Source organism: Kitasatospora sp. NPDC056651, from assembly GCF_042792155.1.
GTDB lineage: Bacteria > Actinomycetota > Actinomycetes > Streptomycetales > Streptomycetaceae > Kitasatospora.
The window spans coordinates 11,786-35,083 of record NZ_JBHTWX010000096.1; the positions used below are offsets into that span (position 1 = coordinate 11,786).

Annotated in this window: 20 protein-coding genes; 11 read left to right on the top strand and 9 right to left on the bottom strand. The window is 72.1% G+C overall.

Annotation, left to right across the window (positions count from 1 at the left end):
• Window positions 1–95: 95 nt before the first annotated feature.
• The 3 genes from pta (at window position 96) to pyk (ending at window position 4,966) form a co-directional block, all read left to right on the top strand.
• Window positions 96–2,228, top strand: a complete 2,133-nt coding sequence (gene pta / locus ACFRAR_RS29350; RefSeq protein WP_380701584.1) for a phosphate acetyltransferase — start codon at window positions 96–98, stop codon at window positions 2,226–2,228.
• Complete coding sequence (locus tag ACFRAR_RS29355) at window positions 2,221–3,444, top strand: acetate kinase (RefSeq protein WP_380701586.1); 1,224 nt, start codon at window positions 2,221–2,223, stop codon at window positions 3,442–3,444. The genes pta and ACFRAR_RS29355 overlap by 8 nt, the downstream gene beginning before the upstream one ends.
• Window positions 3,445–3,538: 94 nt before the next feature.
• Window positions 3,539–4,966 (top strand): pyruvate kinase, encoded by a 1,428-nt coding sequence (gene pyk, locus ACFRAR_RS29360; RefSeq protein WP_380701588.1) that lies wholly within the window; start codon window positions 3,539–3,541, stop codon window positions 4,964–4,966.
• A 60-nt stretch (window positions 4,967–5,026) separates the two neighbouring features.
• On the opposite strand, the gene ACFRAR_RS29365 is transcribed toward pyk, so the two are convergent.
• The 4 genes from ACFRAR_RS29365 to ACFRAR_RS29380 all read right to left on the bottom strand — a co-directional run bounded on the left by ACFRAR_RS29365 (window position 5,027) and on the right by ACFRAR_RS29380 (window position 9,443).
• Window positions 5,027–6,397, bottom strand: coding sequence for a hypothetical protein (locus ACFRAR_RS29365; protein WP_380701590.1), 1,371 nt, complete (start codon window positions 6,395–6,397; stop codon window positions 5,027–5,029).
• Entirely contained in the window at window positions 6,394–6,897 is a 504-nt protein-coding gene (locus tag ACFRAR_RS29370) for a DUF6114 domain-containing protein (protein ID WP_380701592.1), read from the bottom strand. Before ACFRAR_RS29370 ends, ACFRAR_RS29365 begins: the two co-directional genes overlap by 4 nt.
• Window positions 6,898–7,028: 131 nt before the next feature.
• The gene (locus ACFRAR_RS29375; protein WP_380701594.1) at window positions 7,029–7,697 is read right to left on the bottom strand and encodes a DUF6230 family protein; all 669 of its coding nucleotides are present in this window, start codon (window positions 7,695–7,697) and stop codon (window positions 7,029–7,031) included.
• A 750-nt stretch (window positions 7,698–8,447) separates the two neighbouring features.
• Window positions 8,448–9,443: a tetratricopeptide repeat protein gene (locus ACFRAR_RS29380; RefSeq protein WP_380701596.1), complete on the bottom strand. Its 996-nt coding sequence runs from the start codon at window positions 9,441–9,443 to the stop codon at window positions 8,448–8,450.
• 365 nt (window positions 9,444–9,808) lie between these two features.
• Between ACFRAR_RS29380 and ACFRAR_RS29385 the strand changes: the two genes are divergently transcribed.
• Entirely contained in the window at window positions 9,809–10,504 is a 696-nt protein-coding gene (locus ACFRAR_RS29385) for a TetR/AcrR family transcriptional regulator (RefSeq protein WP_380701598.1), read from the top strand.
• Window positions 10,505–10,595: 91 nt separating this feature from the next.
• On the opposite strand, the gene ACFRAR_RS29390 is transcribed toward ACFRAR_RS29385, so the two are convergent.
• The 3 genes from ACFRAR_RS29390 to ACFRAR_RS29400 all read right to left on the bottom strand — a co-directional run bounded on the left by ACFRAR_RS29390 (window position 10,596) and on the right by ACFRAR_RS29400 (window position 13,457).
• Entirely contained in the window at window positions 10,596–12,281 is a 1,686-nt protein-coding gene (locus ACFRAR_RS29390) for a methylmalonyl-CoA mutase (protein WP_380701600.1), read from the bottom strand.
• 173 nt (window positions 12,282–12,454) lie between these two features.
• Window positions 12,455–12,796 carry a DUF3817 domain-containing protein gene (locus ACFRAR_RS29395; RefSeq protein ID WP_380701602.1) on the bottom strand — a complete coding sequence of 114 codons (342 nt, stop codon included), beginning with the start codon at window positions 12,794–12,796 and terminating at the stop codon, window positions 12,455–12,457.
• A 76-nt stretch (window positions 12,797–12,872) separates the two neighbouring features.
• On the bottom strand, window positions 12,873–13,457 hold the full coding sequence (locus ACFRAR_RS29400) for a MarR family winged helix-turn-helix transcriptional regulator (protein WP_380701604.1): 585 nt from the start codon (window positions 13,455–13,457) through the stop codon (window positions 12,873–12,875).
• 498 nt (window positions 13,458–13,955) lie between these two features.
• On the opposite strand from ACFRAR_RS29400, the gene ACFRAR_RS29405 reads away from it, so the two are divergent.
• Both ACFRAR_RS29405 and ACFRAR_RS29410 read left to right on the top strand, forming a co-directional pair.
• Window positions 13,956–15,575 carry a M4 family metallopeptidase gene (locus ACFRAR_RS29405; protein ID WP_380701606.1) on the top strand — a complete coding sequence of 540 codons (1,620 nt, stop codon included), beginning with the start codon at window positions 13,956–13,958 and terminating at the stop codon, window positions 15,573–15,575.
• Window positions 15,576–15,972: 397 nt separating this feature from the next.
• On the top strand, window positions 15,973–17,598 hold the full coding sequence (locus ACFRAR_RS29410; RefSeq protein WP_380701608.1) for a M4 family metallopeptidase: 1,626 nt from the start codon (window positions 15,973–15,975) through the stop codon (window positions 17,596–17,598).
• Between the two features lie 168 nt (window positions 17,599–17,766).
• Here ACFRAR_RS29410 and ACFRAR_RS29415 read toward each other — a convergent pair whose 3' ends face one another.
• Window positions 17,767–18,078, bottom strand: coding sequence for a DUF3817 domain-containing protein (locus tag ACFRAR_RS29415; RefSeq protein ID WP_380701610.1), 312 nt, complete (start codon window positions 18,076–18,078; stop codon window positions 17,767–17,769).
• A gap of 270 nt (window positions 18,079–18,348) precedes the next feature.
• Here ACFRAR_RS29415 and ACFRAR_RS29420 point away from each other — a divergent pair, with 270 nt between their 5' ends.
• The 5 genes from ACFRAR_RS29420 (at window position 18,349) to ACFRAR_RS29440 (ending at window position 22,176) form a co-directional block, all read left to right on the top strand.
• Window positions 18,349–19,146: a DUF2127 domain-containing protein gene (locus tag ACFRAR_RS29420; RefSeq protein WP_380701612.1), complete on the top strand. Its 798-nt coding sequence runs from the start codon at window positions 18,349–18,351 to the stop codon at window positions 19,144–19,146.
• A 128-nt stretch (window positions 19,147–19,274) separates the two neighbouring features.
• Window positions 19,275–19,913 carry an AIM24 family protein gene (locus ACFRAR_RS29425; protein ID WP_380701614.1) on the top strand — a complete coding sequence of 213 codons (639 nt, stop codon included), beginning with the start codon at window positions 19,275–19,277 and terminating at the stop codon, window positions 19,911–19,913.
• Entirely contained in the window at window positions 19,913–20,563 is a 651-nt protein-coding gene (locus ACFRAR_RS29430) for an AIM24 family protein (RefSeq protein WP_380701616.1), read from the top strand. Before ACFRAR_RS29425 ends, ACFRAR_RS29430 begins: the two co-directional genes overlap by 1 nt.
• Before the next feature lie 245 nt (window positions 20,564–20,808).
• A complete protein-coding gene (locus tag ACFRAR_RS29435; protein WP_380701622.1) occupies window positions 20,809–21,621 on the top strand; it encodes an AIM24 family protein in 813 nt (270 codons plus the stop codon).
• Window positions 21,622–21,660: 39 nt separating this feature from the next.
• A complete protein-coding gene (locus ACFRAR_RS29440) occupies window positions 21,661–22,176 on the top strand; it encodes a MarR family winged helix-turn-helix transcriptional regulator (protein ID WP_380701618.1) in 516 nt (171 codons plus the stop codon).
• Window positions 22,177–22,305: 129 nt separating this feature from the next.
• Here ACFRAR_RS29440 and meaB read toward each other — a convergent pair whose 3' ends face one another.
• Window positions 22,306–23,262 (bottom strand): methylmalonyl Co-A mutase-associated GTPase MeaB, encoded by a 957-nt coding sequence (gene meaB / locus ACFRAR_RS29445; RefSeq protein ID WP_380701624.1) that lies wholly within the window; start codon window positions 23,260–23,262, stop codon window positions 22,306–22,308.
• Between the last annotated feature and the right edge of the window lie 36 nt (window positions 23,263–23,298).

A 23,298-nucleotide genomic window follows, 5' to 3' on the forward strand; every position in this document is an offset into this window, starting at 1 on the left:
CGCGAGCCCGCCGTTCTGCTCGCGGACGGTCGTTCGGGGTGCGAAGGTATGGTCGATATGACCACCTTCCGAGACGACGGGACGGAGACACCCACGTGGCGCGCAGCGTGTACGTGACCGGCATCGAGCGGGGGGACGGCCGTCAGGCGGTCGAGCTCGGGGTCATGGAACTGCTCACCCGCCAGGTGGACCGGGTCGGCGTGTTCCGCCCGCTGGTCCACGCCGCCGCGCCCGGGCGGCCCGGCACCGACCACGTGGTCGAGCTGCTGCGCGGCCGCTACCGGATCGACCTGCCGAGCACCGAGCTGTACGGCCTCACCTACGAGGACGCCGCCGCGCTCCAGGCCGCCCGGGGGCAGGACGAGCTGGTCTCCACCCTGGTCGACCGCTTCCACGCGCTGGAGCGACGCTGCCAGGCCGTCCTGGTGCTCGGCACCGACTTCGCCGACACCGGCATCCCCGACGAACTGGCCTTCAACGCCCGGCTCGCCAACGAGTTCGGCGCCGCCGTCCTGCCGGTGGTCGGCGGGCACGGCGAGGACACCGAGACGGTGGTCGCCGAGGTCCGCAACGCCCACCGGGCGTACACCGACCTCGGCTGCGAGACCCTGGCGATGATCGCCAACCGGGTCGCCCCGGGGATCAAGCAGCCGGTCCAGCGCACCCTCACCGAGAAGCTGCCGATCCCCGCCTACGTCATCCCGGAGGAGCCGGCGCTGGCCGCGCCCACCGTCGCGCAGCTGGTCGAGGCGACCGGCGCCGAGGTGCTGCTCGGGGACCCGGCCGGCCTCGCCCGGGACGTGCGCGGCTACGTCTTCGGCGGCGCCATGCTCCCCACCTTCCTGGACGCGCTGACCGAGGGCGCCCTGGTGGTCGCCCCCGGGGACCGCGCCGACCTGGTGATCGGCTCGCTGGCCGCGCACGCCGCCGGCGCCCCGCCGATCGCCGGCGTGCTGCTGACGCTCGGCCTGCACCCCGGCCCCAACGTGATGGCCCTGGCCTCCCGGCTCGCCCCCGGCACCCCGGTCGCGGTCGTCCCCGAGGGCAGCTGGCCGACCGCCGCCCACCTGACCCACATCGAGGGCAAGCTCACCGCGGCCAGCCCCCGGAAGGCCGAGATCGCCCTCGGCCTGTTCGAACTGCACGTCGACACCGCCGAGTTGACCAACCTGATCGAGGTCGGCCGGTCCGAGCGGGTCACCCCGATGATGTTCGAGCACGAGCTGCTGGAACGCGCCCGGGGCGCCCGCCGGCACGTCGTGCTCCCCGAGGGCACCGAGGAGCGGGTGCTGCGCGCGGCCGAGATCCTGCTGCGCCGCAACATCTGCGACCTCACCCTGCTCGGCGACCCGGACGCGGTGCGCCGCACCGCCGCGGCCCACGGCATCGAGCTGCCGCAGGAAGAGCCCGGCGCCGACCGCGCCCAGGTCCGGATCGTCGACCCGGCCACCAGCCCGCTGCGCCGCCAGTTCGCCGAGCTCTACGCCAAGCTGCGCGCCCACAAGGGGATGACCGTCGAACTGGCCCTGGACGTGGTCACCGACGTCTCGTACTTCGGCACCCTGATGGTCCAGGAGGGCATCGCCGACGGCATGGTCTCCGGCGCCGTGCACTCCACCGCCGCCACCATCCGGCCCGCCTTCGAGGTGATCAAGACCTCCCCGGGCGCCTCGATCGTCTCCTCGGTCTTCTTCATGTGCCTGGCCGACAAGGTGCTGGTGTACGGCGACTGCGCGGTCAACCCGGACCCGGACGCCCAGCAGCTGGCCGACATCGCCATCCAGTCGGCCGCCACCGCCGCCCAGTTCGGCGTCGAGCCACGGGTCGCGATGCTCTCCTACTCGACCGGCACCTCCGGCTCCGGAGCGGACGTCGACAAGGTCCGCAAGGCCACCGAGATCGTCCGGGAGCTGCGCCCGGACATCCTGGTCGAGGGCCCGATCCAGTACGACGCGGCGGTGGACGCCCACGTCGCGGCCACCAAGCTGCCGGGCTCCCCGGTGGCCGGGCGGGCCACCGTGCTGATCTTCCCGGACCTCAACACCGGCAACAACACCTACAAGGCGGTCCAGCGCTCGGCCGGCGCGGTCGCGGTCGGCCCGGTGCTCCAGGGGCTGCGCAAGCCCGTCAACGACCTCTCGCGCGGGGCGCTGGTGCAGGACATCGTCAACACCGTCGCGATCACCGCCATCCAGTCGCAGGACCACAAGGGGGCCGAAAGTGAGTGAAGGTACCCGCGTTCTGGTGCTGAACGCCGGCTCCTCGTCGGTGAAGTACCGGCTGATCGACATGCTGGACGGCGCCCGGCTGGCCTCCGGGCTGGTCGAGCGGATCGGCGAGGCCGGCGGACGGCTGGTGCACACCCCGCGCGCCGGCGGGCCGCGCGAGAGCGTCCAGCCCTTCCCGGACCACGCCGCCGCGCTCAAGGCCGTCGCCGACGAGCTGGCCGCCGAAGGCCTCGGGCTGGACTCCCCCGAGCTGGCCGCGATCGGCCACCGGGTGGTGCACGGCGGCCTGCGGTTCACCGAGCCGACCGTGATCACCGACGACGTGGTCCAGGAGATCCGCCGGCTGATCCCGGTCGCCCCGCTGCACAACCCGGCCAACATCACCGGCATCGAGGTGGCCCGCGCGCTGCGCCCCGACCTGCCCCAGGTGGCCGTCTTCGACACCGCCTTCCACGCCTCGATGCCCGAGTACGCGGCCCGCTACGCGATCGACAAGGACGTCGCCGACCGGCACCGGGTGCGCCGCTACGGCTTCCACGGCACCTCGCACCAGTACGTCTCGCGGGCCACCGCCCGGCTGCTCGGCCGGGATCCGGCGGAGCTCAACGTGATCGTGCTGCACCTGGGCAACGGCGCCTCCGCCTCGGCCGTCAGCGGCGGCCGCTGCATCGACACCTCGATGGGCCTCACCCCGCTGGAGGGCCTGGTCATGGGCACCCGGTCGGGTGACATCGACCCCGGCGTGGTGTTCCACCTGCACCGGGTCGGCGGGCTGTCCGTGGACGAGATCGACGACCTGCTCAACCGCCGCAGCGGCCTGCGCGGGCTGTGCGGCGAGAACGACATGCGCGAGATCATGCACCGGGCGGACAACGGGGACCAGGACGCGAAGCTGGCGTTCGACGCGTACGTCCACCGGCTGCGCAAGTACATCGGCGGCTACTACGCGGTGCTCGGCCGGGTGGACGCGATCGCGTTCACCGCGGGCGTCGGGGAGAACGCCGCGCCGGTGCGCGCGGCGGCCACCGCGGGACTGGAGGGACTGGGCATCGCCGTGGACCCGGAGCTGAACTCGGTGCGATCCGGCGAGGCCCGGATCATCTCCCCCGGGTACGCCCGGGTGGCGGTCGCCGTGGTGCCCACCGACGAGGAGCTGGAGATCGCCCGACAGGCCTTCGCGCTGGTGCACCGGGAACGCCGCGAGTCCGAGGACTGATACGGATCCGTCCCACCCCTCGGGACATTTCGTCGGCGATTCCTCCCGGTACATGCCGAATGCGCTTATAACACGAACGGATAGACTGATCCATATGCGCCGAGCGAAAATTGTCTGCACCCTGGGTCCGGCGACGGACTCCTACGAACAGCTGAAGGCCATCGTCGAGGCGGGCATGAACGTCGCCCGACTGAACATGAGCCACGGCAACCACGCGGACCACGAGGAGCGGTACCGCAAGGTCCGCCAGGTCTCGGAGGACACCGGCAAGGCCATCGGCGTCCTGGCCGACCTCCAGGGTCCGAAGATCCGTCTGGCGACCTTCGCCAACGGCCCGGTGACCGTCGACAACGGCGACGAGTTCACCATCACCACCGAGGACGTCCCCGGTGACCAGCACATCTGCGGCACCACCTACAAGGGCCTGCCCGGCGACGTGAAGCCCGGCGACCCGGTCCTGATCAACGACGGCGTCATCGCCCTGGAGGTCGTCAGCGTCGACGGCCCGCGGGTGAAGACCGTGGTCATCGAGGGCGGCGTGCTCTCGAACAACAAGGGCATCAACCTGCCCGGCGCGGCCGTGAACGTGCCCGCCCTGTCCGAGAAGGACAAGGACGACCTGCGCTTCGCGCTGCGCCTGGGCGTCGACATGATCGCCCTGTCCTTCGTCCGCAACGCGGACGACATCAAGGACGTCCACGAGATCATGGACGAGGTCGGCATCCGGGTGCCGGTCATCGCCAAGATCGAGAAGCCGCAGGCCGTCGAGGCCATGGAGGAGATCGTCCTCGCCTTCGACGCCATCATGGTCGCCCGCGGCGACCTGGCCGTGGAGTATCCGCTGGAGCGGGTCCCGCTGGTCCAGAAGCAGCTGGTCACCCTGGCCCGCCGCAACGCCAAGCCGGTCATCGTCGCCACCCAGATGATGGAGTCGATGATCCACGCCTCGCGCCCGACCCGCGCCGAGGTCTCCGACGTCGCCAACGCCATCCTGGACGGCACCGACGCGGTCATGCTGTCCGCCGAGTCGAGCGTCGGCAAGTACCCGGTCGAGACCGTCCGCACCATGAGCCGGATCTGCGAGCGGGCCGAGGAGGAGCTGCTCTCCCAGGGCCTCCAGCCGCTCAACCCGGGCCGCAAGCCGCGCACCCAGGGCGGCTCCGTCGCCCGTGCGGCGTGCGAGCTGGGCGACTTCCTGGACGGCAAGGCACTGGTCGCCTTCACCAAGTCCGGTGACACCGCCCGCCGGCTGTCCCGCTACCGTTCGCCGATCCCGGTGATCGCCTTCACCCCGGACGCCGCCACCCGCAACCAGCTCTCGCTGAGCTGGGGCGTCGAGGCGTACGTGACCGAGCAGGTGGCCACCACCGACGCGATGGTCGCGCAGGTCGACCGGGAGCTGCTGCGGCTGGGCCGGCTCGGCGAGGGCGACACCGTCATCGTCACCGCCGGTGTCCCGGTCGGCATCCCCGGCACCACCAACATGGTGCAGGTGCACCACCTGGGCACCCGGAGCGAGTGAGCCTCCGCCAGTCCTGAACGCGTGGGGCGGTCCTCCCTCGGGAGGGCCGCCCCACGCGTGTCACTCGTCGCTGTACGGGGCGTCGTCGTTGAACAGGTGCATCCCCGGGATGTGCAGGGTGCCGCCGAACTGACCGGCCTGCTTGGCCGTGACGCCGGTCAGCTCCAGGTCCAGCGGGATCGGGACGGAGCCGATCAGGTCGTACAGCCAGCGCGGCAGGGTGTCCGGGGTGAGGGTGATCTCGCCCAGGTCGATCGGGATCGGCAGGCCGAGCACCTTCGAGAGGTGGCCGGACAGCCGCTCGACGTACATGGTGACCTGGCCGTCGCGCATCGTCGAGGTGGAGCCCGGGCGGCCCTGGACGTGAAAGGTCACGCCGTTGCCCTGGAGGGTCGACATGTCGAGGTCGTCGATGTCCACGCTGTCGACCACGAACTTCAGCACGCGCTTGCTGCCGGTCGGGGTCTTCACGTCGTAGACGCCGTGGAAGGCCGCGCCGTGCAGGGCGAGACGGCTGGTCTTCAGCGTCCAGTTCTGCTCCGGGACGACGTGCCCGGGGGCCGCCGCACCGGCGGTCAGGCCGCGGGCGTCCACGTCGCAGTCGGGGTTCTCGGTGGGCGTGGCGGTCGGGGAGGCGTCGGCGCTCGGCGAGGCGTCGGCGGAGGGCGACGCCCCGGTGGACGGCGTGGGCGCGGTGCTCGGCCGGCCGCTCGGGGCGGCGGTGGGCGACGGCTCGTCGGCGGACGGCGTCGTTCCGGCGGTCGGCGCGGCCTGCGGGGCGGGCTGCGCCGGGGTGCCGGGTGCCGCGGGGGTGGTGGGCGCGGTGGCGGGCCCGGTGGTCGGCTCGGTCGCCGGCACACCGGTCGGGCTCGGGCTCTGGCCCGGGCTCTGGCTCTGGCTCGACGGGCTCTTCGGGTCGAACAGCTTGCCCGGACCGCCGAGGAGGTCGTCGACCGGCCTGGCCTGGGCCGTCGCCACGGCGACGGGCGTGCCGGCGGCCGAGGGCTCGACCGGCACGGTGGGCCGCTGGGCGGGCGCGGTGGCGGGCACCCGGGTCGGCACCGAGCCCGGGTCGGTCGAGGGACCGGTCGGGGCCGGGGTGGTCGGGGCCGGAGTGGTCGAGGCCGGGCCCGACGTACCGGCCGGTCCCGGCGGGGGCTCGGGCAGCTCGCTCCTGGGCACCGGCGTCTCCAGCGGCGCCACGTCCGGCACGGTGGCCGGCGCGGTGCCGCAGGGCTTGCCCGCCACCGACTCGGCGACCGCCGGGTGGGGCGTGTAGGCCGCGGCCATCAGCAGCGCGGTCGGCACCGCCGCCATCGCCAGGGCCCGGCCCCTCAGCCGGGCCCGTACGGGCGTGCGCGGGGCCGCGTGCCGGCCGGAGCGCTGCGCGGGACCGGCCGTACCGTCGGCTTGCTCGGCCGGCCCGGTCACCGCGCCTCCTCCTGGTGACCGGTGCCGACCGGCTGCGGGGCGGTGGCGGCGGGTCCGGCGGTCGCCGACTCGGCCGTCGGCCCGTCCGCCGGCTCCGGGATCGGTGCCCAGGAGACCAGCAGCCCGCCGCCGATCAGGCCGGGCAGCAGGGCCAGGCCGAAGCCGGCCAGGTTGGACATCGGCAGCGAGACCAGCGTCAGCAGGATGGTCGCGATGCCCGCGAAGACCCGGACGGCCTGCTGGAACCACCCGGCGAGGCCGAGGGCGATCATCAGCACGCCGATGAGCAGCGAACCGGCACCCGCGGTGGTCGACATCGCGATGGTCAGGCTGCCGAGTTCGAGGTGCGCGTAGGGGAAGTAGAGGATCGGGACGCCGGCGGTCATGGCCAGCAGGCCGCCCCAGAAAGGCCTGGTGCGACGGAACGTGCGGAAGCCCCGCCAGACCGCCCCGAGCGGATTCTGACGGCCGGTCCGGGTTTCGACCGTTGCGCTGGACATGGTGCAGCTCCTCGGCATCGCTACGAGGGGGAATCGACTGGCGTCGAGCCGGGAGCGGCGGAACCCGCCGCCCCCGGCCCACGAGGGACCCGTCCGTCCGGCGTGCCCGTCGGCACGCCGTCAGGCAGGGGTCAGTAGCACTCGTTGTCCGGACCGTCGCCGTTCTTGAGCGACAGGCTCAGGCCGTTGAGCACGAACTTCCCGGCCGAGGTGGCGCGGGCGGACTGCTCGACGTTCTCCAGCGTGGCCGTCTTGGCGGCCTGGGAGAAGCCCGTGGCACCGGTCGGCAGACCCTTGCCACCGCCGGCGGCCGAGACACCCGGGTGGGGGGTCCAGCCCTGGGTCGCCGTGCCGTTGAGGGTGGAGGCGTCCCTGCCGATGTCGATCTGCTCGAAGGTCGCGTCGGCCTTCAGCGACTCCATGTCGATCAGCAGGTTGTCGGCGTGCACGGGGGTGCCGTTGCCGCCGGCCTTCAGCTGGAGGGTGATCTTGCCCAGGCCGAACTTGGTCAGGTCGGTCACCACGGACTGGCACATGTTGGTGATGTCGGCCGAGTCGAACGCCGAGACGGCGACCGGGTGCAGCGTGCCGCCGGCTTCGACGTCGACGGTGCCGAACTGGGCGAAGTTCTTGCCCTCGATGTGGGAGGCCTTCACCTTGAACGGCTGGCCGGAGATGCTGAACGAGGCGGCGAGCGCGCTGTTGGCGATCGAGACGCCGACCATCGCGGTGGCCGCGACGCTCGGCACCATCACCAGGGCGAAGCGCTTCCAGCGGGTCTTGCCATAGGCCTGGGACATGCGAGTCCTCCTTCTAGGACGTACATCTCCGGCTCCCCGGCGGTGTGTTCGGCACCGGTGGGGGACTGGGATGGGAGAGAGCTACGTCCTCGGTAGCGGAGAGCGCCTTGGGCGTCGTCGGACGCGGGAGCGGTCCGCGGACAGCGGCCCTCCCGGCCTGGCACCGGCCGACCTTGCGGGGCGGCGGGCAGGACCGACGACATCGGCGATCACCCCCGAGCGACAACCAGCGACCGCGCAGGGCCGCGCGGCCGGTCGAAGGACAGGAACCGCCGTGGGACCGCGGATACCCCCCTGCCCTCCCTCCCGCCGGCCGGGGCCGGCGGATCACCCGGTGGGGATCCCGCGCTCCGCGAGGCCGACCGGGGTCGGCGGGTGTCGGAGTCTGGGACCGGGCGTGGCCGATCGTGCTTGAATCCCGGGCGAAGCACAAGGGGTTCCTTACTGACGGGTAATGCAACATCAGGTGGAACTGATCATGGAATCGGCCCGAGTTGCACCGTGCGTGACACCCCGGAGGGAACGCGACGGCGGAATCCGCTGGAAACACCAGCGAAACACCCGTGGGCGGTCACACGATGTGACCGCCCACGGGTGAAATCAAGATTTGGTAAACGTCTGACCCGTCGATCGGATTGTCGCCAAATCACCTGACGACACCGCAGGTCAACGGACGTGCCAGGCGACACGCCGGGCGACGTGCCGGGCGACGTGCCGGGCGACGTGCCGGGCGACGTGCCCGACGCGGCCTCAGAACAGCACGCGCGCCAGCGCCGTACGGGCCGCGACGACCCGCGGGTCCTCCGGGCCGATCACCTCGAACAGTTCCAGCAGGCGCACCCGGGCGGCGTTCCGGTCCTCGCCGGCCGTCCGCCCGACGGTGTCCACCAGACGCCCGAAGGCGTCCTCGACGTGACCGCCGACCAGGTCGAGGTCCGCCGCCTGGAGCTGGATCCCGACGTCCTTCGGGGAGGCGGCGGCCGCCGCCCGAACGGCCTGGAGGTCCAGGCCCTCGACCCGCTTCAGCAGCTCGGCCTGGGACAGGCCCAGCCTGGCCTCGGTGTTGCCCGGCTCGTCGGCGAGCACGTTCTCGTAGGCCCGGATCGCGCCGTCCAGGTCACCGGCGTCCAGCGCGTCGTGCGCGGCGGCCAGCGCCGGGTCCTCGGGGCGCTCCGGGGCGGCGGCCGCGGCCTCGCCCGGGGCGGCCGCGACGCCGCCGGCCACGCCGAAGCGCTGCTCGGCGACCAGGATCAGCTGGTCGAGGATCTTGCGAATGTTGGCGGCGCTCTCCGCCCCCTGGAACAGCGGCACCAGCTGGCCGGCCACCACGGCCATCACGGCCGGGATGCCCTGGATGCCGAACTGCTGGGAGAGCAGCGGGTTGGCGTCCACGTCGATCTTGGCGAGCACGAAGCGGCCGGCGTACTCCTCGGCCAGGTCCTCCAGGACCGGGCTGAGCTGCTTGCAGGGCCCGCACCACTCGGCCCAGAAGTCGATGACGACCGGCACCTCGGTGGAGCGCTGGACGACCTCGGCCTCGAAGGTGTCCTCGGTGACGTCGATGACGAGCTGGTGGCCGGCCTGGGCGACGGCAGACCCGTCCGAGTCGGCGGCGGCCGCCTGACGGGCCCGCTCGGCCCGGGCCTGCTCGGCCTTCTGGGCGGCTTCGCCGGCCGCCTTCACTGCGGCGAGGTCGACCGCACCGCGCAGGGCGGCACTGTTGAGACGCGAATTCCGTGGCTGCATGGCACCATCCTCCCCCGTCCGCGCTGCTCGCGGGCACCAACCTCGGGAAAGTCGCCCCGCGCGGGCCGCGCGGTGCGGGTTCCCGGGCGCGGCGCCCCTCCCCCGGTAGCCTGGACGGTTCGGCGCGGATCCCCACCCGCGCCCGCGCCGCTCCCGTCCCACGGGACGCGGCGCCTGGTTGTCACTGCTTTCGCTACGAGTCGTAGCGTAACTGCAGCCGGTGCCCCGCCCGCAAGCCCCACCGGCGGTTCGGGGACGTGACCTGCCCCACTTTCCCGGGGTGCCCGGCTGCCCGAACGGGCGAACAGTCGCTACCGTTACCAGCCCCACCCAAGTTACTTACCAGTAAATCGCAAGGAGGCCCGGTGCCGGCCGCCCAGCCCCCAGGGACCCCGGACAGCCCCGAGAGCCCTGACCGGACGTGCCCGGGGCGGGCCGGCCCGCCCCGGGAGCCCGCGGGCACCGCCCGGGCCAAGGGCCGTCCGCGCAGCGCCGCCGCCGACCGCGCGATCCTCGACGCCACCCGCGAGACCCTGGCCGAACTCGGCTGGGGCGGACTGACCATGGGCCACGTGGCGAGCCGCGCCGGAGTCGCCAAGACCACCCTCTACCGCCGCTGGCCCTCCAAGAACGAGCTGGTGGTGGACGCCGTCGCCAGCCTCTTCGACGAGCTGGTGATGCCCGACCTCGGCAGCCTGCGGTCCGACATCGAGGCCGTGGTCGCCCAGTTCGCCGACCTGCTGGCCCGCCCGGAGACCCAGGCCGCGCTGCTCGCGCTGTTCGCCGAGGGCACCCGCGACCGGCAACTGCGGCGCCGGATCCGCGAGTCCATCGTGGACCCGCAGAAGCGGCTGGTCCGCCAGGGACGGGCGGCCGCCCAGGCGCGCGGCGAGCTGGACGCGGACACCGACGACACGGCGGCCCGCGAGGAGGTCGACATCATCTTCGACACCATCGCGGGCACCGTCGAGCACCGCGTCCTGGTCAGCGGCGAGCCGATCACCCCCGAGTGGACCCGCCGCTTCACCGACCTGCTGCTCGGACCGCTCACCGCCGGCTGACCGGCCCCGGACACGGCGCGGCCGCCCGTACGGGATCCGTACGGGCGGCCGGGCGGCCGGTCTGGCGGTCCGGCGGTCTGGCGGAGGCCGGTCAGAACATCGCGTTCTCCTGGTACGTGCCCCACTCCTGGCGCAGCGCGTCGCAGATCTCGCCCAGCGTCGCCTCGGCGCGCACCGCGTCCAGCATCGGCGGGATCATCGACTCGCCGGAGCGCGCCGCCGCCAGCATGGCGTCCAGCCCGGCCCGGACGGCCGCCTCGTCGCGGGCCGCCTTGCGCTCGCGCAGCACCCGGACCTGCTCCCGCTCGACCTCGTGGCTGACCCGCAGGATCTCCAGCTCGGGGGTGACGCTGCGCGGGTGGCAGTTGACGCCGACCACGCGCTTGTCGCCCTTCTCCACCGACTGCTGGTACTGGAAGGCCGCCTCGGCGATCTCCCCGGTGAACCAGCCCTCCTCGATGCCGCGCAGGATGCCGGAGGTGATCGGGCCGATCTCGTGGTCCTCGCGGCCCTTGTCCAGGATGCGCTGGAAGATCGCCTCGGCCTGCTGCTCGATCCGGTCGGTCAGCGCCTCGACGTACCAGGAACCGCCCAGCGGGTCCGCCACGTTGGCGACGCCGGTCTCCTCCATCAGCACCTGCTGGGTGCGCAGGGCGATCTCGGCGGCCTGCTCGGAGGGCAGCGCCAGGGTCTCGTCCAGGGCGTTGGTGTGCAGCGAGTTGGTGCCGCCGAGCACCGCGGCCAGCGCCTCGACCGCGGTGCGGACCACGTTGTTGTACGGCTGCTGCGCGGTCAGCGAGACGCCGGCGGTCTGGGTGTGGAAGCGCAGCCACTGCGCCTTGTCGGTCTTGGCCCCGAAGTGGTCGCGCATCCAGCGGGCCCAGATCCGGCGCGCGGCGCGGAACTTGGCGATCTCCTCGAAGAAGTCCACGTGCGCGTCGAAGAAGAAGGACAGGCCGGGCGCGAAGACGTCCACGTCCAGGCCGCGGGACAGGCCCAGCTCGACGTAGCCGAAGCCGTCCGCGAGGGTGTAGGCCAGCTCCTGCGCGGCCGTCGCCCCGGCCTCGCGGATGTGGTATCCGGAGACGGACAGCGGCTTGTAGGCGGGGATGCCCTCGGCGCAGTAGGCCATCAGGTCGCCGATCAGGCGCAGGTGCGGCTCGGGGGCGAAGAGCCACTCCTTCTGCGCGATGTACTCCTTGAAGATGTCCGTCTGGAGGGTGCCGTTGAGCACCGCCGGGTCCACGCCCTGGCGCTCGGCGGCGACCAGGTACATGCAGAAGACCGGCACGGCCGGGCCGCTGATCGTCATCGAGGTGGTGACCTCGCCGAGCGGGATGCCGGCGAACAGCACCTCCATGTCGGCGGCCGAGTCGATGGCCACGCCGCAGTGGCCGACCTCGCCGAGCGACTTGGCGTCGTCCGAGTCGTAGCCCATCAGGGTGGGCATGTCGAAGGCCACCGAGAGACCGCCGCCGCCCGCGTCCAGGATCATCCGGTAGCGCTCGTTGGTCTGCTGGGCGTTGCCGAACCCGGCGAACTGGCGGATGGTCCAGGTGCGGCCCCGGTAGCCGGTCGGGTGCAGACCGCGGGTGTACGGGTACTCGCCCGGCCAGCCGATCCGCTCGAAGCCCTCGTGGGCCTGCCCGGCGGGCGGGCCGTAGACCGGCTCGACCTCGTCGCCGGAGAGGGTGGTGAAGTCCGCGTCACGCTTGCGGGCCCTGTCGTACCGCTGCTGCCAGCGCTGCCGGCCGCGCTCGATCTCCTCGGCGTCCATGACCCCGAACTCCGCTCCGTACGGCCGCCACGGCGTGGGCGGCACAGCTAGTAGGACGTCCTACTAATTTACTCGGACGTCCTAGCAGTTGTCGATGGATGCCCGGCGGACACGGAGGAGCGCCCCTCCCCGCGATCGGGGAGGGGCGCTCTCGGAGGCGCGGACGGCCGGACTCAGACCCCGGCCGGCTGGCGGGCGCCGGAGCCCGCCGGAAGCTTCGCGGCGGCCTCGCCGGCCACCTTGCGCTCGAAGACGAAGGAGAGGAAGGGGATGCAGCCCGCCGCCAGGGTGAGCACCAGCCGGCCCAGCGGCCACTTCAGCTTCTGCCCGAGCATGAAGGTCACCACGAAGTAGCCGATGTAGAGGTAGCCGTGCAGCATCGCGACGTACATGGTCACCTCCTTGGCGGTGTCGAATCCGTACTTCGCGACCATGAAGCCGCAGAACACCAGGAGTGCCACGCCGGTCGCGATGGCCAGGGCCCGGTACCAGCCCAGCAGGGGGGTCGCCTTCATGATCTTCCTCGCCTCGCTCGGCAGTGTCGGCCGGTACGCCCGGATCCGGGCACCGCTCACACGAGAGTAGCCGTCCTCACGCCTTCCGCTTCGCAGCCCCCTCGGTCGGCGCCGCCGATCCGGTCGGCGCCGCCCCGGCGGGCTCGGCGCCGACGGGCTCGGCGAAGTCCCCGGCCGCGACCCGCAGCGGGCGGAGCAGGTCGAACACCTGTCGGCACTGCTCGGCGTCGTACTCCTCCAGCCCGAACTCCATCGCCATCAGCTCCCGGGTGGCCTCCTCGACCACCTCGCGGCCGCGCCCGGTGATCGCGGCCAGCACGCCGCGGCCGTCCAGCGGGTTGGGGCGGCGGGCGACCAGGCCGGCCCGCTCCAGCCGGTCGACGGTGTTGGTGACGCTGGTGGGGTGGACCATGAGCCGCTCGCCGATCTTGGACAGCGAGAGCTCCCCGGTCCGGCTGAAGGTCAGCAGCACCAGCGCCTCGTAGCGGGCGAAGGTCAGCCCGTACGGCTTGAGCACCGCGTCCACCCGGGACAGCAGGATCTGGTGGGCGCGCATGATCGAGGTGATCGCCGCCATCGAGGGGACTCCGCCCCAACGGCGGGTCCACAGCTCGTCGGCGCGGGCGATCGGGTCGAAGTCGAGAGCGAGGGGCTTGGCCACCTCCTTACCGTACCGGCGGACGGGACGTGTGCTACCAGCCGTCCCGATGGTGGACAAGTGCAACACGTGGCGGGATCCCGCCAATCGGACGGCCAGGTCCATACCGGGACATTGCGCCGGTGTGAACCGGCGGCAACGCGCTTCCGGCGCACCGGGGTTGGGGGCGGAGCGGCCCGCCGCCGCGTCACCAGGCCTCGGTTCGGGTGGTAACCCGCTGCAAGACCGGGCGATTCGCCCCTTTTGTCCGCTCGTTCACAATCCTTCACCTTGGCGGGACTTGGCCAATTGATGAGCAAGACCTGTCATTTGATTTGCTTGATTGTCATGCTTTCGATCATCCCCGTTCGGTAGCCACCACCCCCACCCACCGGTGGCGAAGCCGCTCCGAACCGCACGGGGACCTGCACGTCAGCGCCCGTTCCGCCCCTCAGGTGCCGTTCCCGGCCCCCGGAGCGCCGCGCGACCGCGCCCACCGCGGTTTCCCGGAAGGACTCGTTCGTGAAGCGAAAGCTCGCCGCAGTCGCCGTACTCTCCGCCACCGCCCTGCTCACCGGTGTCGTCCAGGGCACCGCGGCCATCGCCGCCCCCGCCCCGCACGCCGGTGCCGCCGTCGACCCGATAGCCCTGGCCAACGGCCAGGCCGCCAAGGTGGCGCACGCCCTGGCCCTGGGCGGCAAGGAGCAACTGGTCGCCAAGGACGCCGTGGTGGACGCCGACGGCACCCGCCACCTGCGCTACGAGCGCACCCTCGCCGGCCTGCCCGTCCTGGGCGGCGACCTGGTCGTGCACCAGAAGGCCGACGGCTCGACCACCTCCGTGGACAAGGCCACCGGCGCGAGCCTCGCGCTGCCGAGCCTCACCCCGAAGATCCCCGCCGACCAGGCCGCCGACCAGGCGACCGGCGCCGTGCAGTCCACCGTGGGCATCACCGCCGACAAGGACGAGGCCCCGCTGGCCGCCGTCCACCAGACCGGCAAGGCCGAGCTGGTCGTCTGGGCCGCCGACGGCAACCCGCGCCTGGCGTACCGCACCACGGTCGAGGGCGTGCGCACCGACGGCACCCCGAGCCGTCAGCTGCTGGTCACCGACGCCGCCGGCGGCCAGGTGCTCTCCACCCACGAGCAGGTGCAGACCGCCGCCGGCAGCGGCAAGGGCGTCTTCGTCGGCTCCGTCCCGCTGACCACCACCCAGAGCGGCACCTCCTACCAGCTGAAGGACGCCACCCGCGGCGGCCAGGCCACCTACACCCTGAAGAACAAGACCTCGGGCTCGGGCACGCTGGTCGCCAACACCACCAACAGCTTCGGCAACGGCCTGGCCTCCAACGCGGAGTCCGCCGCCGTGGACGCCCAGTACGGCGCGGCGGTGACCTGGGACTTCTACAAGAACACCTTCGGCCGCAACGGCATCAAGAACAACGGCGTCGGCGCCGCCAGCCGGGTCCACTACGGCAGCAACTACGTCAACGCGTTCTGGGACGACACCTGCTTCTGCATGACCTACGGCGACGGCGCGAGCAACACCCACCCGCTCACCGAACTCGACGTGGCCGGCCACGAGATGAGCCACGGCGTCACCTCCGCCACCGCCAACCTCAACTACTCCGGCGAGTCCGGCGGCCTCAACGAGGCCACCTCGGACATCTTCGGCACCATGGTCGAGTTCTACGCCAACCTGCCCTCCAACCCGCCGAACTACCTGATCGGCGAGCTCATCAACATCAACGGCAACGGCACGCCGCTGCGCTACATGGACAAGCCCTCCAAGGACGGCGCCTCGGCCGACTCCTGGTCCTCCACGGTCGGCAGCAAGGACGTCCACTACTCGTCCGGCGTCGCCAACCACTTCTTCTACCTGCTCGCCGAGGGCAGCGGCGCGAAGACCGTCAACGGCTTCAGCTACAACAGCCCGACCTCCAACGGCTCGTCGATCGCCGGCATCGGCCGGGACAAGGCCGCGCAGATCTGGTACCGCGCGCTGACCGTCTACATGACCTCCAGCACCAACTACGCGGGCGCCCGCACCGCGACCCTGAAGGCCGCCTCCGACCTGTACGGCGCCACCAGCACCGAGTACAGCACGGTCGCGGCCGCCTGGAGCGGGGTCAACGTCAACTGACGCACCGCACCGGCGCATCGGACGCCCGGGGCCTCCGGCGGGAGGGCCCGGGCGTCGTGCGCCGCAGTCGCTGTCAAGCCCGTTCGGCTGGCGGGCTCCCGCCAGGGGAACGAACCGCCGGAAAGCGGGCAACGGGCGGCAACCGAACCATTCTTACCGGGATTTGGCGGTTCCTTGCCAATCCCGGGAGGCGGCCTGTCCATCCCTGCAAACGATTGTCATGCTTCTGACCAAGTCCCGTCCAACCCTTCGCCGCCCCACCCGATTCCGGCGGAGGGTCAGGAACCGCACGGGACGGCACGTCCGCGCCCTACCGCCCCCAAAGCGCCAACCCCGGCGCCCCGGTACGCGGCGCACCCGCACGCACCCGCGGGTCTCGTGGAAGGAACCCCCGTACGTGAAGCGAAAGCTGACTGTCGGAGCCGTACTCTCCGCCACCGCCCTGCTGGCCGGCGTCGTCCAGATCGCCGCCGCCCCCGCCCAGGCCGCCACCCCCTCGCCCGCGCAGCAGCAGTCCGCGCTGCTCGCGCTGGCCTCCGGCCAGAGCGCCCCGGTCGCCCAGGCCCTCACCCTCGGCGGCCAGGAGAAGCTGGTCCCCAAGGACGTGGTGGTGGACCAGGACGGCACCCGCCACCTGCGCTACGACCGGACCTACGCGGGCCTGCCGGTGATCGGCGGCGACCTGGTCGTCCACCAGAAGGCCGACGGCGCGGTGAAGTCCGTCGACCGGGCCTTCGCCGGGCAGCTCTCGGTGCCCAGCCTGACCCCGGGCCTCGCCGCGCCCCAGGCCGCCGAGCGGGCCACCGCCGCGGTGCGGGCGACGGTCGGCCTCACCGCCGACCAGGACCAGGCGGCGCTCAGCCGGGTCGACCGTGCCGGCACCCCCGAGCTGGTCGTCTGGGCCGCCGACGGCACCCCGCGGCTCGCCCACCGCACGGTGGTCGAGGGCCAGCGGGCGGACGGCACCCCGAGCCGCCAGGAGGTGGTCACCGACGCCGCCACCGGCAAGGTGCTCTCCACCGACGAGAAGGTGCAGACCGCGACCGGCACCGGCAAGGGCGTCAACGTCGGCTCCGTCACGCTGACCACCACCCAGAGCGGCACCTCCTACCAGCTGAAGGACGCCTCGCGGGGCAACCAGTCCACCACGGACCTGAAGGGCGGCACCTCGGGCAGCGGAACGCTCTTCGCCAACACCACCAACAGCTTCGGCAACGGCCTGGCCTCCAACCGCGAATCCGCGGCCGTGGACGCCCAGTTCGGCGCGGCGGCCACCTGGGACTACTACAAGAACACCTTCGGCCGCAACGGCATCAAGAACAACGGCGTCGGTGCCGCGAGCCGGGTGCACTACAGCACCAACTACGTCAACGCGTTCTGGGACGACTCCTGCTTCTGCATGACGTACGGCGACGGCTCCGGCAACGCCAACCCGCTGACCGCCCTCGACGTCTCCGGCCACGAGATGAGCCACGGCGTCACCTCGGCCACCGCTGGCCTGATCTACTCCGGCGAGTCCGGCGGCCTCAACGAGGCCACCTCGGACATCTTCGGCACCATGGTCGAGTGGTCGGCCAACCTGGCCGCCGACCCCGGGGACTACCTGATCGGCGAGAAGCTCAACATCAACGGCAACGGCACGCCGCTGCGCTACATGGACAAGCCCTCCAAGGACGGCGCCTCGGCCGACTACTGGTCCTCGACCGTCGGCAACAAGGACGTCCACTACTCCTCGGGCGTCGCGAACCACTTCTTCTTCCTGCTGGCCGAGGGCAGCGGCGCGAAGGTGATCAACGGGGTCAGCTACAACAGCCCGACCTCCAACGGCTCGACGATCACCGGCATCGGCCGGACCAAGGCGGCCGCGATCTGGTACCGCGCGCTGACCGTCTACATGACCTCCACCACCAACTACAAGGCCGCCCGCACCGCGACCCTGAAGGCCGCCTCCGACCTGTACGGCGCCACCAGCACCGAGTACAACACGGTCGCGGCCGCCTGGAGCGGGGTCAGCGTCAACTGACGCACCGCACCGGCGCGAGCACCGGCCGGACCCGCACCGCCGGCATGAGCGGCACCGCCGGCAGGAGCGGCACGAGCCACCCCCGGTAAGAAACGGCGACAGGCTGCCACGGCCCTTTGGGAGAGGAGGCCGTGGCAGCCTGTCGACCGTCCACGAGGAAGCCGGGGATCAGGCGGCGGCGGGCTTCAGCTCGCCCCGCTCCTCCTTGGCCAGCATCCGCTCGGCGAAGAAGCCGCCGGTGGGCAGCACCGCGAGCACGAGCATCAGGACGCCGCGCTTGGCGTCCCACTTCTGCGCCTGCCAGGCCTGGATCCAGAAGACCACGTACAGGACGAACAGGACCCCGTGGACCATGCCCATCACCGGGACGGCGTCGAACGAGGTGGTCCGCTTCAGCACCGAGCAGATCAGCAGCAGGATGAAGGAGACCCCTTCGGGGCCGGAGACCAGGCGCAGGCGGTGGACGGCGCTGCTGTTCACGATGGATACCTCAATACGTGGGGTCGGAGGCGCGGCACGCTTGTGAAGCAACTCACAAGCCTTCCGGCCATTATCACCGAGCGCACGCGCGGCCCCCTGGCCGGGGGTGGCCTCCGTGCCCGATCTCACAGCGCCTCGGGCCCCCTGTCACAGCTGTGTTCCGGAACGCCACCGAGCGCGACCGCCCGTCCGCGGGAACCCCTATCCTGCTGCCCCGCGCACCCATCGATCCGGGTGCCGGACGCAGCACACCACGGGGGTAGACACCGCATGTTCACACTCGACTGGGACCGCAGGACCTGCGCCAGGCGCGGCCACATCACCTACGCGCCGGCGGAGCCCGAGCTGGCCTCCCGGTTGCACGCCTCGACCGCGCTCGGCGACGCCTGGCGCTGCCTGCGCTGCGGCGACTTCGCGCTGGGCGCCCCGCACGGCTCCGGCCCGGCCGACGAGGCGCCGCTGGTGCCGCGCGGCAAGGCGCTGCGGGACCTCTTCATCCTGCGCTTCCTGGCCGTCGAGCGGGTGCTGCGCGGACTGCTGATCATCCTGATCGCCTGGGCCGTGTGGAAGTTCTCCAACAGCCAGGACGCGGTGCACCGGGTCTTCGACGAGAACCTCACGATCTTCCGGCCGGTCACCGAGCACTTCCACTGGGACCTCGAACACGCCCCGATCGTCGAGACGATCCGCAAGACCTTCGACTTCAAGAAGAGCACCCTGCTGATCGTCGCGGGCGCGCTGCTCGCCTACGCGGTGATCGAGATCGTCGAGGCGGTCGGCCTGTGGCTGAACAAGCGCTGGGCCGAGTACCTGACGGTGGTCGCCACCGCGGCCTTCCTGCCGCTGGAGGGCTACGAGCTGAGCCACCACGTCAGCGCGCTGAAGATCTGCACCCTGGTGCTGAACATCGCGGCGGTGCTCTGGATCATGCTCTCCAAGCGGCTGTTCGGGCTGCGCGGCGGCGTGGTCGCCTTCGAGGCGGAGCGCCACTCGGCCTCGCTGCTGGAGGTCGAGGAGGCGGCCGGCACCGTTCCGCACCCCGGGCAGGGGGCTCACTCCCGGGCCTGAGCGAGGGCGCACGCTCCGGCGCGACCAGGGGCGCACGCTCCGGCGTGGGCCGCGCGTTTGTCGCAGCCCCGTACCAGTCACCCCGCGCACCCTCCCCGGACCACCTCCGCAGCGACTAGATTGCGGCCGTGGCACAGTTCAGACTCCAGGGATCGCGGGTGCTCGCCGTCGAGTTGGGCGGGGACGCCGTCAAGGCGAGACACGGCTCGATGGTCGCCTACACCGGGCAGATGACGTTCAAGAAGCTCACCGGCGGCGGGGACGGCCTGCGCGGCATGGTCACCCGCCGGCTGACCGGCGAGAAGATGACGGTCATGGAGGTCAAGGGTCAGGGCACCTGCTACTTCGCGGACAAGGCCACCGAGATCAGTCTGGTCCGGCTGAACGGCGAGACGCTGTACGTCGAGTCGGACAACCTGCTCTGCACCGAGTCCGCCCTGCACACCGGCACCACCTTCACCGGACTGAACGGCATGTCCTCCGGCAACGGCCTGTTCACCACCAAGGTGGAGGGCCACGGCTGGGCGGCGCTCACCTCGCACGGCCCGGCCGTCATCCTGCGGGTGGACAAGAGCATGCCGCTGCGGGTGGACCCGGGCGCGTACGTGGCGCACACCGGCACCCTGCACCGCAGCCTGAAGTCCGGCGCGGGCTGGACCACGGTGATCGGCGAGGGCGGCGGCGAGGCCGTCCAGATCGAGTTCACCGGCGAGGGCCTGGTCTACGTCCAGCCCTCCGAGAGGGTCACCATCGGGGGCGACGTCTGATGGGCTTCACGAAGATCAACGGAAAGATGGTCGAGGCCCAGGTGGTGCCCGGGCAGCGGCTGTTCAGCCAGCGCGGCGCGATGCTCGCCTACAGCGGCGACGTCCGCTTCACGCCGAACATCACCGGCGGGCAGGGCGGCGTGATGTCGATGATCGGCCGGCGGGTGGCCAACGAGGACACCCCGCTGATGACCGTCGAGGGCCAGGGCCGGGTGATGTTCGGCCACGGCGGCCACCACGTCCACGTGATCGACCTGTTCGGCGACACCCTGTTCGTCGAGGCGGACCGGCTGCTCGCCTTCGAGGGCACGCTGCGCCAGTCCACCATGTTCATGGGCTCGCAGGGCGGGGTGATGGGCATGGTCCGCGGCCAGGTCACCGGGCAGGGACTGTTCACCACCAGGCTGGAGGGCCAGGGGTCGGTCGCGGTGATGGCCCACGGCGGCGTCTTCGAGCTGCCGATCACCCCCGGCCAGTCGGTGCACGTCGACCCGCAGGCGTACGTGGCCCACCGCGGCGACGTGCGCAACAAGCTCTCCACCGCGATCGGCTGGCGCGAGATGATCGGCCGCGGCTCGGGCGAGGCGTTCCAGCTGGAACTGTCCGGGCAGGGCGCGGTGTACGTCCAGGCGAGCGAGGAGAAGCTCTGATGTCCTACCCGCCGCAGCCCCCGTACGGCTCGCCGCACGACCAGCCGACCCAGCCCGGCTTCGCCGTCCCGCCCGTACCGCCGAACTACGGCCCACCGCAGGGCTATCCACCGCCCCCGTCCCAGGGCTACCCGCCGCCCCCGCCGCCGCCCGGCTACCAGCCTCCACCGGCCCGGCCCCACCCCCAGCAGCCCCCGCCGCCGCCCCGGCAACAGCCGTACGCCCAGGAGCAGTTCGGCGGCCCGGTGGCCCCGCTGCCGACCGGCCACGGCGGCACCGGGCCGGTGGTGTGGGACGCCCACAGCCTGCCGGCCGGCGACAACGTCAACCCGTACGCCTTCTCGGTCGAGCTGAACGGCTCGTACTTCCTCCAGAAGGGCAAGATGGTCGCCTACTACGGCGACATCGGCTTCAGGGGCGTCGGCGCCGGGGCGATCGACCGGATGCTCGGGCAGCACTTCAACTCGCCGATGCACGCGTCGGACTGGGTGGTCGCCGAGGGCCGCGGCAAGCTGCTGCTGGCCGACCGGGCGTTCGACCTCAACTCGTACGACCTGGACGACGGCAACCTGACCGTCCGCTCCGGCAACCTGCTGGCCTTCGACCCGTCGCTGCGGCTCAAGCAGTCGATCATCCCGGGCTTCCTCACCCTGCTCGGCACCGGCCGCTTCGTCGCCGCCTCCAACGGACCGGTGCACTTCGTCGAGCCGCCGATCCGGGTGGACCCGCAGGCGCTGGTCGGCTGGGCGGACTGCCCGGCGCCGTGCCACCACTACGACCACGACTACATGAACGGGCTGATCGGCGGCCTGCGCCGGCTGACCGGTTTCGGCGGGGCCTCCGGCGAGGAGCACCAGTTCGAGTTCGTCGGCGCCGGCCAGGTGCTGCTGCAGTCGAGCGAGAAGCTGATGGCGGAGCGGTCGGTCGGCCAGGTCGACGCCGAGGCGGGCGTGCCGGTCGGCGGGGTGCCGTCCCAGCCGGCCGCGCAGGGCGGCGGGAATCCGAACCTGCCGGGCCTCGGTAACCTGGGCGACCTCGGTCGACGTTTCGGCCTGTAAACTTGTACAAGATTGAACTAAATCGGGTATGCTAGGGGCATGGATACGCACACGATCGACACTGCGGACACCCCTTCGCCGCAGCCCGAGGAGGAGACCCCCTGGCTGTCCGCCAGGGAGCAGCGGATGTGGCGCGCCCATCTGGAGGTCGCCAAGCTGCTGGACTACCAGCTCAGCCGTGAACTCCAGCCGCACAACCTGGCCATCAACGACTACGAAATCCTGGTCGTCCTCTCCGAGGCCCCGGACCGCCGGATGCGGATGACCGACCTCGCGACCGCCACCCTCCAGTCGAAGAGCCGCCTCTCCCACCAGATCACCCGGATGGAGAGCGCCGGCCTGGTGCTCCGCCAGGAGTGCCCCGGCGACCGCCGCGGCCTCTACGCCCACCTCACCGAGCAGGGCTGGGAGACCATGCAGCGGGTCGCCCCGGACCACGTGCGCAGCGTCCGCGCCCACTTCATCGACCGGTTCACCCCGGAACAGCTGGACGCCATGTACGAGGCCCTCGCCCCGATCGCCGAACACCTCCGCGGCCTCCGCGGCCGCCCGTAACGCGAACCCGGCCCCGCCCCCGCCCCGCCGCGACCCGTTCACGGCGGGGCGGACCGCTGGTCCGGGTTCCGCCGCTCCTGCGGGGGAAGTCGGCCGGGCCGACCTCCCCCGCAGGGGCGCGGCTCCGGCTCAGCCCGTGGTCAGACCGGCGACGAGTTCGTCGGCGGCGCCGTACGGGTCGAGGCCGCCGTCGGCGACCCGCTCGGCCAGGGCGGCGAGGTGCCGGTCGCCGCGCAGGTCACCGATCCGGGCGCGCAGTTCGGCCAGGGCGATCGCCTCGATCTCCTGGGCGGCCCGGCGGCGGCGGCGCGCGGCCAGCTCCCCGTGCTCCTCCAGCCAGGCGCGGTGCTTCTCCAGCGCCTCGACCACCTCGTCCACGCCCTCGCCGCGCGCCGCGACGGTCTTGACGATCGGCGGGCGCCAGTCCCCCGGCTCCCGGGCCTCGCCGAGGCCCAGCATGTGGTTGAGCTCCCGCGCGGTGGCGTCGGCACCGTCCCGGTCGGCCTTGTTGACCACGAAGACGTCGCCGATCTCCAGGATCCCGGCCTTGGCCGCCTGGATGCCGTCGCCCATCCCCGGGGCCAGCAGCACCACGGTGGTGTCGGCCTGGGCGGCGACCTCCACCTCGGACTGGCCCACCCCGACGGTCTCGACCAGGATCACGTCGCAGCCGGCCGCGTCCAGCACCCGCAGCGCCTGCGGCGCCGCCCAGGACAGCCCGCCGAGGTGGCCGCGGGTGGCCATCGAGCGGATGAACACCTCGGAGTCGGTGGCGTGGTCCTGCATCCGGACCCGGTCGCCCAGCAGCGCGCCGCCGGAGAACGGCGAGGACGGGTCGACGGCCAGCACCCCGACCCGCTTGCCGAGCCTCCGGTAGGCGGAGACCAGCGCCGAGGTGGAGGTGGACTTGCCGACCCCGGGCGAGCCGGTCAGGCCCACCGTGTACGCCCGCCCGGTGTACGGCGCGAGCGCGGCCATCGCCTCCCGCAGCTGCGGCGCGGTGTTCTCGACCAGCGTGATCAGCCGGGCGACCGCCCGCGGCCGGCCCTCCCGGGCCTGCTCGACCAGCGTGGCGACATCGATCATCAGGAGCTCCTTGCGCGGATGCCGAAGGGGCTGCGG